The following is a 14,582-nucleotide window of genomic DNA, read 5'->3' as shown; positions in this document are numbered from 1 at the left end:
CGATATGACCTAGAATTTACTTTTTCAAATCAACACGTTGTAAGCGTAAGGCGTTTAACACAACCGATACAGAACTAAATGCCATTGCCGCACCCGCAACCCATGGAGCAAGTAAACCAATTGCCGCAATCGGAATGCCAATCGTGTTATAAATAAACGCGAAAAATAGATTCTGTTTAATGTTACGCATTGTCTTTTGACTCATGATGACTGCATCAGCAACACTATTTAAATCTCCACGCATGAGTGTGATATCGGCTGCTTCAATTGCAATGTCTGTTCCTGTTCCTACAGCCATTCCGACATCTGCCATTGCTAATGCTGGAGCATCATTAATTCCATCTCCAACCATGGCAACTTTTTTCCCTTGAGCTTGTAATTTTTTAATTTCATCACTTTTTTGATCTGGTAATACTTCAGCAATAACTTGGTCAATGTCGACTTGTTTCGCAATCGCATCTGCTGTTCGCTCGTTATCACCGGTTAACATAATCACTTCAAGTCCGAGCTTATGCATTCTGGCAATTGCTTCTTTGGATGTTTCTTTTACTGTATCTGCTACTGCAATGACTCCTGCAATCTGTCCAGCAATCGCAATGAGCATCGCTGTTTTTCCATCTTGCTCTAATTTCTCCATCATTTTTTCTGTTTCATCTAAAATTGAAATTTCTTGTTCTCGCATTAATTTTCTTGTTCCAGCGAAAAGTTCCTTCCCTTCAATTACGGCGCGAATACCATAACCAGGTAATGCTTCAAAACTTTCTGCTTCAAGTAATGCGATGTTTTTTTCTTCCACACCTCGAACAATTGCTTGTGCTAATGGATGTTCCGATTGATTTTCGGCAGTTCCTACTAATTGTAGTACATCTTTTTCTTGAAATCCATCTGTAACAACAAGGTCTGTTAATGTTGGTTCTCCTTTTGTTACTGTACCTGTTTTATCTAGCACAACGGTATCAATGGATTGCGTCGTCTCTAGGTGCTCTCCGCCTTTATAAAGCAAGCCCATTTCTGCCGCTCGTCCAGAACCTGCCATAATCGATGTTGGTGTCGCTAATCCAAGCGCACAAGGACAAGCAATGACAAGAATCGAAATCATTGGGATTAAACTTGAGCGAAAATCTCCTGGTGTGACAACAAAATACCAAATCAAGAAAGTAGCAATCGCAACAACGACAACAATTGGAACGAATACACCGGAAATTTTATCGGCTAAGCGTTGAATATCTGCTTTGGAACCTTGCGCATCTTCTACGACTTTTACAATTTGTGCAAGTGCTGTATCTTTACCAACATTCGTTGCTTTTAATTGTAAAGAACCATTTTTATTTATTGTCGCACCAATGACTAAATCACCAGGAACCTTGTCAATCGGGATACTTTCTCCTGTTAACATAGATTCGTCAACTGCTGATTGTCCTTCGATAATTTCCCCATCAACAGGCACTTTTTCCCCAGGGCGAACAATAATCGTATCGCCGACAATCACTTCTTCAATCGGTATCTCCTGTTCAACACCATCTCTTACAACACGAGCTGTCTTCGCTTGTAAATCAAGCAGCTTTTGAATCGCTTGGCTCGTTTTCCCTTTGGCTCGTACTTCAAATAATTTTCCTAAGACAATTAATGTAATAATCACTGCAGCAGCTTCAAAATAAAGTTCTGCTTCACCGACACTTCCTGCGTTCATCCACTCAAAGGATAAATATAAACTATAAAAATAGGCGGCACTTGTACCGAGCGCTACTAAAACATCCATATTCGCACTTTTATTTTTCAGTGACGTATAAGCACCTTTATAAAATTGCGCTCCTACAATAAATTGAACAGGTGTTGCAAGTACTAATTGGAACCAAGGATTCATGAAAATATCCGGTAAATAAATGAACGATAAAAAACTAAAATGCGCTACCATCGTCCACAGTAATGGTAAAGTTAAAATAGCAGAAAAAATGAACTTTCTATATTGCTTTTTAATTTCTGCCTCTTGATGATCCATTTTCTCCTCGCTACTCTGCTTCGGAATCAGCTCATATCCTAGTTTCTTTACTGCAGAAACCATATCGGGAGTTTGCACTTGTTTCTCATCATATGCTACCGAAATTGTTTCCAAAGCAAAGTTGACATTTGCATTGGATACCCCTTCCATCTTGCTAATTCTTTTTTCAATTTTTGTTGCACATACTGCACAAGTCATACCGGAAATATCAAATTCTGCTTTTTGGTGTATAACTTCGTAACCGAGATCCTTAACTTTTTCCTTAAATTCTTCTACATTTGTTTTATTTGGGTCATACACAACTGTTGTACGTTCTAATGCAAAGTTTACATTAGCCTTTTCCACACCATCTATTTTAGAAATACCTTTTTCAATACTTGCTGCACAAGCAGTACATGTCATTCCACTAATTTGTAATGTACTTTCTTCTGTTGCCATATCTTTTCCTCCAATACGTGGTAGGGGTATATTATTTTTGAAAAGAAAGATCATACCTAAAAGTATAATCTCCTATCAACCGATTTTCATCCCCCGAATGCTATCGGCAAATGCTTATTTTTCATTCGAGACGATTTGATATCCTTGTTCTTCAATCTTCCCTTTAATTTGTTCCATCGTTACTGTATCATCATTAAATGCTACCTGAACTTCTTTATTATCCACGTCTACCTCTACAGAAGAAACACCGTCCAATTGATTGATGCCCTTCTCAACTTTACCTACACAACAACTACATGTCATTCCTTCTACTTTTAATGTCTCTTTCATTTTTCAATGACCTCCTGATCGTTTACTATTTATATCTTACAATACCCCCCCATAGTATGTCAAGAGTAAAATTTTATTTCTTAATTAAAATATAAATCGGATCTATTCGTTTCAAAAACCGAATAAGATCGAATTCTACCTTCAAAACTTAGGTATCTATCTTTAAAATATTTTTAATTTCATCCAAATTATTTTCATAACCAATCATCACTTTTGGTTTACTCAACCAGCCTAATAAAGACTTTTCTTTAAAAACAAACGTAGGAACCATTCGAGTACCAGTTAATTTACGCAAGTCTTTTTCCATTTCGGGATGGACAGATAAATCATAATCGATATATGGTATATCGTGTTTTGCAAGAAATGATTTTCCTGCTTGGCAATCCGAGCAAGTTGGATGAGTATAAAGTCCTAATTGTACTTTCTGCATATTTCACACTACTTTCTATTTAGAATAGAAGCCATGTACTCACAACATTACACGGCTCCCTCTTTTTTTGATTAATTAACTTTTATAACAAAAGGATAGGCATTAACTTGATCACCAAATTTAAACTCTGCCCACATTTTATATAATCCTGGTTCGTCAAATTGCGTAACAAAGATTGTTTCATCTTCAGCATGTGGGTGAACGTGAATAAACTTTTCTCCCGATTCGTCTGTTATAACCACATGACCTAAAGCACCTAAATAAGGCTCCGGTTTACCATTTTTTATGTAAAATTAAACGTGACTTCTTTATTTACCTCTATTTCTTCAGTAATCAATTCTACCGTGTACCCATTGCAGGGTACAATGTCTTTACTACAAAAGATAAAGAACAAAATCTTGCTACAAAGGAATTGGAGGAAATAAGTATGGATCATCAGCATCATGGAAGCCATGGATCACATGAAATGAGTGAGGTAAGCCCTAATGTAACTTATAAGGACGGAGAGCTTCTAATCGAGTTAAAGGATAAGGATGGTAACGTCCCTGAATTAGAAGTTTCTCATGAGAAAATGATGCACCTCGTTGTTATCAGTTCCGATTTAAGTGCATACCATCACCTGCACCCAGAGGATAGAGGTAATGGAAAGTATGCACAAAAAATAAAGCTACCTCATGACACTTACAAAGTTTTTGTTGATATTAATCCAAAAGGTTTGAATTATTCAGTAAAACCTATAGATTTAACGATTGGTGAGCCAAAGAAAGATTTAGGTGAAAACGAGCTAGTAGCTGATACGGATTTTACAAAAAAAATGAATAATGAGACTGATACAAAAGACAGATGTGAAGATCCAAACGCCATTCATTTAATCATATACTTCTCCTACTTTCGTTATATTTTGAAGCTATCTACAAAGAGAAGGTATATTTTAAAAATAATCATGCCGATGTAGGCATGATTATTTATGAATAATGTTCCTACGAATGGTTACGCAGCTACATTATATCCTTGATCTTCAATTTCATTTTTTATTTCTTCCAGACTAACTGTATTTGGATCATACTCGACATCTACAGTACCATCATTTAAATTTACCTTAACAGATTTTATCCCGTTTAAGTTGCCTACACTTCCTTCAATTGAATTTACACAACTTCCACAGGACATCCCTTGTACTTGTAATATAATTTGCTCCATGTATATAACCTCCTATTTTTAAACTCAACTCCATTTTACTATACCCCTGTACAGTATTTCAAGTGTAAAAGCTTATAAAGTTTCTATTTAGTTTTACACATAATAGAATTTTCATGCTGTTATAAATCTACTTTTAAAAATGAATATATTGTGTCTTTTCTAGGAAAAGCATATGTAAAAGCGATAGAAGTAGTATAATGATATAGAATTAATTTAAAATGGAGTGAAATTTAATGAGAAAAAAATTCATTGCAATCATCTTATTGATGTTAGTTTTATTAGCTGCTTGTAACGGAAAAAGCGCCAATGAAGAATTAGAATCCAAAGATAATGAACCGACAGATATTAAGGAATTAGTATATAATTATAGTGTAGGAAAAATAAAAAATCAATCAGCTTCAATTACATCAAAACAACTTATTGTAACTGACAGCGACGACAAGGAGTTAGTCTATGACTTACCTGAAGAGGAATTTTTTGTTTCTATCGCACCTTTCATCAATGAAACTCACCCCTGCGAAAATCATAGTTTAACTGGATGTCAAGGAGAATTGGTTAATCAGGATTTTGATCTTTACATTGAAGACATGGATGGTAATGTAGTACTTGATGAAACGATGAACTCAGAATCGAATGGATTTATTGACTTATGGCTTCCACGAGATAAGACATATAATGTAAATATTTCTCACGAAGGAAAACGAGTGGAATCAGAAATTTCTACATTTGAAAAAGATGGCACTTGTATTACCACTATGCAATTAACATAAAACAAAAAGTATAAACTGAACAATAAAAAAGGTATAAGACCCCTTCTCACAATCGATGGTATTTATACCTTTTTTATTTGTACAATTTTGGTATCATTCAAAAGGCTCTAAGTGATTACCAACTTGAGATTTTTAGTCACTCTAATTGAAATTTAGTTTTTAGTTTAAGCATCAAGATTTATTTATTCAAATGGTCTTAAAATAACATATTTGTTTACCACGTCAATAAATACCTTAAAACATTCTATTCCTTTTAACCGAAAATGATTACGAACTTCAGTAGGGATGTAAATCTGCCCCCCCTCACCTATTGTACTTGAAACTTCAGTAGTATATTGATTACATGCATTTATTAAAATTGAGTTATTTTTGATACGTATTTTAGCGATATTTCCTTGTATAAAATTCATTTCTTCTCTCCAGGGTGAAGGCATTCTAAATGAAATACGACTTGACATTTTTACTGTTTTTCTAATTGGTATCATCAATCTTCCCCTTCTTAACTATAAAAAATGTTTTCCTCGTTTGAATAATAAATATTATACCTATAATTAATAAACCGAATATTGCTATTGTAGTAAAATGATTCTCAAATAGTTTGTTTGTCTCTACATTCTTTTTCTCTTCCCTAGTAATCTCCTTGGGTGTATTTATTATATTAGACTTCTTTTTAATTTTTTCTAAAGGTAACGCGGTTATAACTATATCATCTTGATTAATCATCTCTACTGTCCCGTTATCTTTAATCTCTTGCTTAATTTGATCATCTTGAGAATGGGTATAATATAACTTTGTACTTGTCTTATATTCTTGTTCATCTAACATGAATGTGGTTCCCTCTGGAATACTAGATGTTTGGAAATTATCAAATGCATAATCTAACAGATTTATAGTGTCGTTATATGCTTCGGATTTTAGGTTACTATTTAGAGTAATCACGATTAAACTTAAGTTTTCTCTTTCAGCCGTTGTAGCCAAAGTAAAACCTGATTCGTTTACAAATCCAGTTTTCCCACCGTTTATTCCTTCATAAGGTTTTTCTCTCAATAACTTATGATGAGTAAATAGAGTGGTATCCCATGATTGTCCATCCCATTCTAATTCTTTAGTTCCAAATATTTCCCTAAATAACTGATTATTCATCGCATATTGCGTTATTTTGCTCATATCAGTTGCTGTTGTAACATGATCGGGATCAAAAAGGCCGTGTGAATTTTCAAAGTGTGTATTTTGCACACCAACTACGTTTTTTAAATACTCATTTATGTCAAAAGAGAACTGATCCATACTTCCACTCAAGTGTTCTGCGATTGCAACTCCTGCATCGTTACCAGAATTAATTAACAATCCTTGAATAAGCTTTTTTATAGATACTTGTTCTCCTTCTTCTAAATAAACTGATGATCCTCCCGTATTACTTGCCTTTCTACTAACTGTTACTATTTCTTCGATGTTACCCTTTTCTATTGCATAGATAGCTGTTGCAATCTTAGTTAGACTTGCAGGATACATATGAGTATTTGAATCTTGTTCATAAAGTACTTTTCCAGTTCTGGATTCTATAACAATTGCTGCTCCACTGTTTAGTGTTGGGGGAGAAATATCAGGATGTCCAAAAGTATGATTGGTAGATATGGTATTTATGATTACTAAAATAATGAAAAACAATATAGCTTTTCTCACGTTGTCACCTATTTCAATTAACGTATTACTTTTCGAGTACTTGTCCAATAAAATTATAAACCTTTTTTAATATTAACCTTTTTTTGTGCAGAAATTATGGAGTTACATTGTACGTAATAAACACGTAATATTGTTAACTGTTTGTAATAATATTTACGTTTTATAAAGCTTCATATTAAACATATCTTTCGTTTGTAGATACATATAGTAAAATAATGGACGGGCTGAAAGGGTGATAAAAATGGGTGCGACATTATATTTAATGTTTATAAGCATTGTACTTCTATCAATCTTCATCATTTACAAAACTATATACTACAGAAATAAAATAACATCTATGACAGGGATGATGATTGCTATGACCCTAGGTATGAGTGTTGGCTTAACTGTCGGAGTTATATTAGGGATATTGATATCAGATAACTTTTTTATTGCAACTGTTTTCGGAATGCTTGCAGGAATGTTTGTAGGGTTTTTAGCGGGTTTACCCATAAGTCTTGTCGCAACATTGGACGGATTACTTTCGGGGCTTATGGGTGGTATGATAGGAGCTATGCTTGGTGAAATGATTACAGCAGAATATCAAGATGCAATCGTTAAAATAATGTTTTTTTTATTCCTCGGTACATTGTTAATTCTTGTTAAGATGATTAACCAAGAGGTAAATAAAGCGGTGAATTTTTATAGGAGTCTGTATATCACAGTTGTTCTTTTTGGAATGCTCTTTGTTATATTTGAACAATTGGGTTCAATTTTTATTCAATAATTGTCACTTTAGACGCTATCTTGCACCTGTTTTAATTGATATTTTGCATGTAGGGCTACCGCCAACTTCTGGATTTTTTGTAGACTAAATTTTAACTTATTAATTTTACGGGTTATTTATATTGCACATAGGGGTCTGATAATTATGGATCTATTTAATCAATTAGCCGTTCAATTACTCATGTTAAAACTATCCTATCGTGCAAGATTAAAAAAGTAACTGCAAATAACCAATAAGATGGATATAAGTGTAAATTCCTTCCAATACTGGTTATTGCAAATTTCTGTTTTAAAAAGGGATATTTGATTTGCCTAAATGGTATTTATAAGTGATGGAACATATCAGCAGAAATAACATTTAAGAATGACAGAGTTTTTTTCAATATATGCTTATACAACAGCAAGAGACCTGGACACAATGCCCAAAAAGTCCGTAACAGTTGAAATAGATAATGATGAATAATAGAGTTATCATGTAGCTAATTGGTAAAGTCCCAAGAATTAGAGTCACACTCTAACTCTTGGGACTTTGTGTACTATTCTTTTACTTTCATAAGTCGTAAACTATTCAATGCTACTAAAATAGTGGCTCCCATATCGGAGAGAATCGCAATCCAAAGGGTTAACCAACCTGGAATAACCAATAATAAAGCAATTAATTTAATTCCAATAGCAAATGTAATGTTAGCTTTAATTATATTAAGAGTTTTTCGGCTGAGTCTTACGGCAAATGGAAGCTTACTTAAGTCATCTCCCATTAAAGCAATATCAGCCGTCTCAATGGCAGTGTCCGTACCAGCCCCACCCATTGCAATCCCAACAGTGGATGCTGCTAAAGCCGGAGCATCATTCACACCATCGCCAATCATGGCTACATTGCCATACTCGGCTTTCATTTCTTTAATATAAACTAATTTATCCTGTGGCATCAATTCAGATTGAATATCAGATACACTTACATGGGCACCGATTGCATCTGCAGTACCTTTGTTATCACCTGTTAGCATAATTGTATTCTTGATTCCTAACTGATGAAGTTTTTGTATCACATCTTTACTTGTTTCACGGACTTCATCTGCTACAGCAATCACTGCTAGGATAGTTTGTTCCGTTCCAATAATCATGGCAGTTTTTCCTTGGTTTTGTAAGACTTTCACCTTATTTTCAAATTCAAGGCTAAAATCAGAAACATTTAGTTCTCTAAAAAGCCTTGGACTGCCAATATAATAGATTGTTCTATTTATAGTCCCTTGAATACCACGTCCCGTAATAGAAGTAAAATCTTCCACTCTAACATCCGAATAGGAAATATTATCTTGCTCTGCTTTCTTCATAATCGCTGAAGCAAGCGGATGTTGTGATCGATATTCTAAAGCTGTAATGATGGAAAATAGCTCTTTTTCTTCCACTTGATCATTTACAACCTTAAAATCTGTGACCACTGGTACACCTTTTGTCAATGTACCGGTCTTATCAAATGCGATTGCCTTAACGGAGCCCAATTCCTCCAGATAAACACCGCCTTTGATCAACACACCTTTTTTCGCGGCATTTCCGATTGCCGAAACAATCGAGATTGGAGTAGAAATAACTAATGCACAAGGACATCCAACTACAAGTACTGCTAATCCTTGGTAAACCCATGTATCCCAACTTCCCCCAAAGAATAAAGGTGGAACGATTGCAACTAAAGCTGCAATAACCATAATGATAGGAGTGTAATATTTTGCAAACTTGTCTACGAACGCTTGGGCTGGAGCACGTTCCCCTTGCGCTTCCTCGACAAGATGAATAATCTTGGCAATCGTTGTGTCCTCTACATATTTCGTTATTTTTACTTCTAACAGACCCTCTTCGTTAAGCGTACCTGCAAACACTTCATCATCTACCGTTTTGGCAACAGGAACTGATTCTCCTGTTATAGCTGCCTGATTGACAGCCGATAAGCCATTCACAATTATCCCATCCATGGCAATTTTTTGGCCTGGTTTGACAATCATAATATCTCCTACAGCAATATCATCCACATTAGTCATTATTTCCTGACCATTTCGTCTTACAAGTGCTTCTTTTGGGGAGATAACCATCAATGAGCGAATAGATTGTCTTGCTCTATCCATAGAGAACCGTTCAAGTGCTTCACTGATTGCAAAGAGAATGACAACAATGGACGCCTCTGCCCATTCACCGATGATGGCAGCTCCAATAACGGCCACTGTCATCAGGGTTTTCATGTCAAAATCGAAGCGTATCAGGTTTTGAAAACCGACTTTAAATAATGAATATCCACCAATTACAATCGAACCTACAAATAACATTGAAGTTACAAGATTATCTTCTCCATTCACAAAGTGGGAAAGGTAACCAAAAGCAATGAGTAAAGAAGCAAATAATAACGTACTATGTTTTTTATAAAATGGTATTTTTTCTTCTTTAGGACCCTTATTAGCTTCTTTGACCTCTTGTATCGATTGATTCTCCAATTTTTCAGGAAACACTTTAAGATTCTCGAAGGCACCTGCTTTTTCAAGTTCTTCCACTGATGTATTTCCAAAAACATCAATTTTGGAAGCACCAAAGTTTACTTTTGCATCCCGGATTCCCGGTAATTGTTTTACATTTTTTTCAAATTTTCCTGCACAGTTTGCGCAGGAAAATCCCTTAACACGGTAAACATTTTTATCTTCAATTATCACCGGTTCGACCCTTCTTCTAGTTTTCTCTGGTGCCACTTTAAGATTCTCGAAAGCACCAGCTTTTTCTAACTCTTCAAGGCTTGCATTACCGAAGACATCAATTTTAGAGGCTCCAAAATTGACCTTTGCATCCTGTACTCCTGGTAATTGTTTTACATTTTTTTCGAACTTCCCTGCACAGCTTGCACAGGAAATACCTTCAACACGATATACATTTTTATCTCCTGCTAAAGTTTTTGCAGCATTATCCAACTTTTATAACCTCCCTCTGATGTTCGAAGGCTTTTTCTATGAGCAGTTCAACATGTCCATCATCTAATGAATAATAAACCAACTTCCCTTCTTTGCGATATTTTGCTATACCTAAGTTTTTCAATAACCTTAAATGATGGGATGCTGTAGCCGTTGAAGACTCTATAATATTCGCAACATCACAAACACATAATTCTCCCTCCATAGACAAAACATATGCAATTTTAACTCTTGTATCATCTGACAGAGCCTTAAAAACCTTTGCTACTTCCGTGGGGTTTTGTTTAGCAAGGTCACTTTTAGCTCTGTTAACTTTATCTTCATGAATACAGGTGACTTCACAAATATCTTTTGCCATAATTACCCTCCTCATTCAAACAGTTATTTGGATATTATTTATACTTATAATATATTCTATTACAAACAAATAGTCAAATGTTTGTTTGAATGATACTTGTTAATAATACAATAAAAAAGGTTAGTTTCAATCAATTGAAATGGACTAACCTTTTTTGGAAATTTTAATCTTATTTATTATTTAAATGAATCTCAAGCTAGCCTGAGATTCAATCAGTTTTTATAAAGAATTAATAAAACAACCATTAACATTTCGATTCTTATAGGTTTATTTATTAATACAAAGAATATCTCTATAACAAAAATACCGAGGGATTTTTGTTATTCCCCTGTCTCAGCGAATCGTTTAATTCGTTCACCAATTTCGTCACGAACACGTTGGAAAACAGCCCATTTCTCTTCATCTGTTCCCTGTGCCTTCGCAGGATCATCAAAACCCCAATGTTCTCTTCTAACATGTGGCGGTGTCATTGGACAACGATCAACTGCATCACCGCAAAGAGTTACTGCTAAGGTCGCTTGATTGAGATACTCATTATCAATCAGTTCTGATTTTTGATCAGAAATGTCTATTCCTGCTTCATTCATTGCTTTGACAGCATTCGGGTTCAAGCCATGTGCCTCAATTCCAGCACTTCTAACTTCCCATTCATCTCCAAGAAGTTGCTTCGCCCAACCTTCTGCCATTTGGCTTCTGCAAGAGTTACCAGTACATAAAAAGTAAATTGTTTTTTTATCCATACAAATGCTCCTTTTTAGAATATAGTCAACGTTAAATATAGACCTAATAATGTGATGAACAGGATTGGTATTGTTAAAATAATACCAGTTTTGAAATAGGTACCCCAAGAAATCTTAATACCTTTTTGAGATAACACATGGAGCCATACTAAGGTTGCTAAGGATCCTATTGGTGTGATCTTTGGACCTAAATCTGCCCCGACAATATTTGCATAAACAAGTGCTTCCCTTAACACACCAGAAGTATTTGTTTCAGCAATTGCTAAAGCGTCAATCAATACCGTTGGCATATTATTCATGATAGATGATAGAAAAGCAGCAATAAACCCCATACCAACTGTAGCAACAAATAAGCCTTCATCGGAGACAGCTTGAATCACACTTGCTAATGCAGATGTGAGACCAGCATTTCCTAATCCATACACTACAACATACATTCCAATGGAAAAGAACACAATATCCCAAGGTGCTCCCTTAATAGCTTTTTTTGTATTCACTGCACTACTTTTTCTACTCATAGCGATGAAGAATATGGCGATGGTTCCCGCAATAATAGAAACAGGTATATTAATAAATTCGCTAGTAAAGTATCCAATTACTAATAACCCAAGGACATACCATGATAAACGAAACATTCTATGATCCCTAATTGCATCTTTAGGTTCACTCAATTTAGTAACATCATATGATTTTGGAATACTTTTTCTAAAGTAAATTAGCAGCACCGAAATGGTTGCAACTAGTGAAAATAAATTCGGTATAACCATTCGTAAAGCATATTCAACAAATCCAATCCCAAAGAAGTCTGCAGACACTATATTTACAAGGTTACTTACAATGAATGGTAATGAAGTTGTATCAGCAATAAATCCACTCGCCATGATAAACGGAAAAATCATTTTTTCTTTGAAATTCAAATTACGCACCATTGCAAGTACGATTGGTGTTAGGATCAATGCTGCACCATCATTCGCAAATAAGGCGGCAACAATTGCACCTAATATACTGATATAGACAAACATTTTTATTCCATTGCCCTTTGCAAATCGGGCCATATGTAAAGCAGCCCATTCAAATAATCCTATCTCATCTAATATTAAAGAGATAAGAATAATGGCAACAAAGGCAAGGGTTGCATTCCATACAATTTCTGTTACTTCGATTACATCACTAAACCCTACGACTCCCACTAATAAAGCAATAACTGCTCCGCCCATTGCAGACCAGCCAATGTTTAAACCTTTTGGCTGCCAAATTACGAAGACTAGGGTTGCTACAAAAATTAATATTGCGAGTAAAAGCGTTGTTGACAAAATAATACCTCCAATTTAACAACAAAAAATTCGTGTGCCTTTTTCTTCTAATTCCTTTATTTTATCGTTTTGGCTTGGCAATTGATCGAGAATATCTTTAATAAAGGAATAATACTCATTATTCTTATTGACCGAGTAAAAAATCCATTGCCCTTTTCTTTCTTCCTCAACTAATCCTAAATCTTTTAGCTTACGTAAATGTTGACTAATTGCTGGTTGACTCATTTGAAATATTTCCACGAATTCACATACACAACAAGCATGATCATCCATTAGTTTCATCATTGTCAGCCTCGTCTTGTCACCAAGCAGTTTTAAAATGTTCACAGCTTTATCCATTTCAATCGTTGTTTTTAGCATAACCATTCATTCCCCCTTCTTGATTATTATGAAATAAGTATATAACTATTTGCTTATATATACAATGTAAAAGAACGTAAATATGTGATATTTTTGTAACAACTGCTAATACCTTTAATTTTATCTGTTTAAACTAGAGTATAAGCCACGTCTCTATATTGCGGAATAATAAATCGAAATAAAAGCAGTAATTATTAAATTGTATTATACTAATTTGTAGGAAAATTAATTGTACACAACGACATTTTAAATGAAGAGAGATTTTTTATGGGGATATTAGATAAACTACAAACCATTATTATACTATTTGCTGTCGGCTTAGGTTTTTTATTGGGACAAGTAAACATAATTGAACAATATGCGAAGACTTTAGTTATTCCATTTCTATTTTTGATGCTATATGGGTTGTTTTTAACAATTCCATTGCAACAATTAAAAAGGGCTTTTTTAAATATTCAATTCCTTGGAGCAAACACAATCATTAATTTTATATGGACACCAGTAATGGCTTGGGGTTTAGGTTCCATTTTCTTAGCTGATTATCCAGCTTTATGGATCGGTTTTATTATGCTTATGGTGACACCTTGTACAGATTGGTATCTAGCATTTACTGGCATAGCAAAAGGAAATGTATCTCTCTCAACCTCAGTTTTACCGATTAATTTAATTCTACAAGTCGTACTTTTGCCAGTATATTTGTTACTATTTGCTGGAACGATTGAAACGATACCTATATCAACGCTTGTGGAAAGTATATTAATTGTATTGGTTATTCCTTTTGCACTTGCTCGCCTTACACAATTCTTATTAAGAAAAAAATCCGTTTTAAATAATAAGATTATCCCTTTTTTCGCCAATGCTCAGATATTCTTTTTATCATTAGCTATTATGGCAATGTTTTCTTCTCAAGGTTCTTACTTACTTGAAAACCTGGAAGTCATTTACATTTTAATTATTCCAGTTTTATTGTTTTTTATTATTAACTATATAATAGGACGCTTGGTTGGAAAATTTTTAAAGTTTTCCTATGATGATTCGGTTAGCTTAAATATGACGATTATTGCTAGAAATTCACCGGTCTCTTTAGCTATAGCTGTGACAGCATTCCCAGATCAGCCTCTCATTGCTTTAGCTCTGGTTATTGGACCATTGATTGAATTACCAGTGCTCGCCATTGTTTCGCAAATACTACTTTACACAAGTAAAAAGAAGGCTGTCTTTAAGTTTGGATAGCCTTTACTCTTTATT

General features: G+C 34.5%; 16 protein-coding genes. 4 read left to right on the top strand and 12 right to left on the bottom strand.

Features of this window, described 5'->3' with window-relative positions; genetic code table 11:
- Positions 1 to 16: 16 nt before the first annotated feature.
- The 4 genes from DFR56_RS02050 to DFR56_RS22755 form a co-directional block, all read right to left on the bottom strand.
- Positions 17 to 2,437, bottom strand: a complete 2,421-nt coding sequence (locus tag DFR56_RS02050) for a heavy metal translocating P-type ATPase (RefSeq protein ID WP_110393748.1) — start codon at positions 2,435 to 2,437, stop codon at positions 17 to 19.
- Between the two features lie 114 nt (positions 2,438 to 2,551).
- Positions 2,552 to 2,767, bottom strand: coding sequence for a copper ion binding protein (locus DFR56_RS02045; protein WP_110393747.1), 216 nt, complete (start codon positions 2,765 to 2,767; stop codon positions 2,552 to 2,554).
- A gap of 148 nt (positions 2,768 to 2,915) precedes the next feature.
- Positions 2,916 to 3,197 (bottom strand): glutaredoxin family protein, encoded by a 282-nt coding sequence (locus tag DFR56_RS02040; RefSeq protein ID WP_110393746.1) that lies wholly within the window; start codon positions 3,195 to 3,197, stop codon positions 2,916 to 2,918.
- A 71-nt stretch (positions 3,198 to 3,268) separates the two neighbouring features.
- Positions 3,269 to 3,439, bottom strand: coding sequence for a hypothetical protein (locus DFR56_RS22755; protein ID WP_158525462.1), 171 nt, complete (start codon positions 3,437 to 3,439; stop codon positions 3,269 to 3,271).
- A gap of 185 nt (positions 3,440 to 3,624) precedes the next feature.
- On the opposite strand from DFR56_RS22755, the gene DFR56_RS02035 reads away from it, so the two are divergent.
- Positions 3,625 to 4,152, top strand: a complete 528-nt coding sequence (locus DFR56_RS02035; RefSeq protein WP_110393745.1) for a hypothetical protein — start codon at positions 3,625 to 3,627, stop codon at positions 4,150 to 4,152.
- 35 nt (positions 4,153 to 4,187) lie between these two features.
- Here the strand turns inward: DFR56_RS02035 and copZ are convergent, their stop codons facing one another.
- Positions 4,188 to 4,397, bottom strand: a complete 210-nt coding sequence (gene copZ, locus DFR56_RS02030) for a copper chaperone CopZ (protein WP_110393744.1) — start codon at positions 4,395 to 4,397, stop codon at positions 4,188 to 4,190.
- A 233-nt stretch (positions 4,398 to 4,630) separates the two neighbouring features.
- Here copZ and DFR56_RS02025 point away from each other — a divergent pair, with 233 nt between their 5' ends.
- On the top strand, positions 4,631 to 5,167 hold the full coding sequence (locus DFR56_RS02025; RefSeq protein ID WP_110393743.1) for a CueP family metal-binding protein: 537 nt from the start codon (positions 4,631 to 4,633) through the stop codon (positions 5,165 to 5,167).
- 182 nt (positions 5,168 to 5,349) lie between these two features.
- Here the strand turns inward: DFR56_RS02025 and DFR56_RS02020 are convergent, their stop codons facing one another.
- Both DFR56_RS02020 and DFR56_RS02015 read right to left on the bottom strand, forming a co-directional pair.
- A complete protein-coding gene (locus DFR56_RS02020; RefSeq protein ID WP_110393742.1) occupies positions 5,350 to 5,652 on the bottom strand; it encodes a hypothetical protein in 303 nt (100 codons plus the stop codon).
- Positions 5,639 to 6,850, bottom strand: coding sequence for a D-alanyl-D-alanine carboxypeptidase family protein (locus DFR56_RS02015; protein ID WP_244916398.1), 1,212 nt, complete (start codon positions 6,848 to 6,850; stop codon positions 5,639 to 5,641). The genes DFR56_RS02020 and DFR56_RS02015 overlap by 14 nt, the downstream gene beginning before the upstream one ends.
- Before the next feature lie 241 nt (positions 6,851 to 7,091).
- On the opposite strand from DFR56_RS02015, the gene DFR56_RS02010 reads away from it, so the two are divergent.
- Positions 7,092 to 7,616, top strand: coding sequence for a hypothetical protein (locus DFR56_RS02010; RefSeq protein WP_110393741.1), 525 nt, complete (start codon positions 7,092 to 7,094; stop codon positions 7,614 to 7,616).
- A 535-nt stretch (positions 7,617 to 8,151) separates the two neighbouring features.
- Here DFR56_RS02010 and DFR56_RS02005 read toward each other — a convergent pair.
- The 5 genes from DFR56_RS02005 to DFR56_RS01985 form a co-directional block, all read right to left on the bottom strand.
- On the bottom strand, positions 8,152 to 10,563 hold the full coding sequence (locus DFR56_RS02005) for a heavy metal translocating P-type ATPase (protein ID WP_110393740.1): 2,412 nt from the start codon (positions 10,561 to 10,563) through the stop codon (positions 8,152 to 8,154).
- Positions 10,556 to 10,921, bottom strand: coding sequence for an ArsR/SmtB family transcription factor (locus DFR56_RS02000; RefSeq protein WP_110393739.1), 366 nt, complete (start codon positions 10,919 to 10,921; stop codon positions 10,556 to 10,558). The genes DFR56_RS02005 and DFR56_RS02000 overlap by 8 nt, the downstream gene beginning before the upstream one ends.
- 320 nt (positions 10,922 to 11,241) lie before the next feature.
- A complete protein-coding gene (gene arsC, locus DFR56_RS01995; protein ID WP_110393738.1) occupies positions 11,242 to 11,661 on the bottom strand; it encodes an arsenate reductase (thioredoxin) in 420 nt (139 codons plus the stop codon).
- Between the two features lie 14 nt (positions 11,662 to 11,675).
- On the bottom strand, positions 11,676 to 12,974 hold the full coding sequence (locus tag DFR56_RS01990) for an arsenic transporter (RefSeq protein ID WP_110393737.1): 1,299 nt from the start codon (positions 12,972 to 12,974) through the stop codon (positions 11,676 to 11,678).
- Positions 12,975 to 12,989: 15 nt separating this feature from the next.
- Entirely contained in the window at positions 12,990 to 13,334 is a 345-nt protein-coding gene (locus tag DFR56_RS01985; protein ID WP_110393950.1) for an ArsR/SmtB family transcription factor, read from the bottom strand.
- A gap of 267 nt (positions 13,335 to 13,601) precedes the next feature.
- On the opposite strand from DFR56_RS01985, the gene DFR56_RS01980 reads away from it, so the two are divergent.
- Positions 13,602 to 14,567: an arsenic resistance protein gene (locus DFR56_RS01980; RefSeq protein WP_110393736.1), complete on the top strand. Its 966-nt coding sequence runs from the start codon at positions 13,602 to 13,604 to the stop codon at positions 14,565 to 14,567.
- The last annotated feature ends 15 nt before the right edge of the window (positions 14,568 to 14,582 follow it).

Source organism: Pseudogracilibacillus auburnensis (assembly GCF_003201975.1).
Lineage (GTDB): Bacteria > Bacillota > Bacilli > Bacillales > Amphibacillaceae > Pseudogracilibacillus > Pseudogracilibacillus auburnensis.
This window is presented reverse-complemented; position numbering and strand designations above follow the sequence as displayed.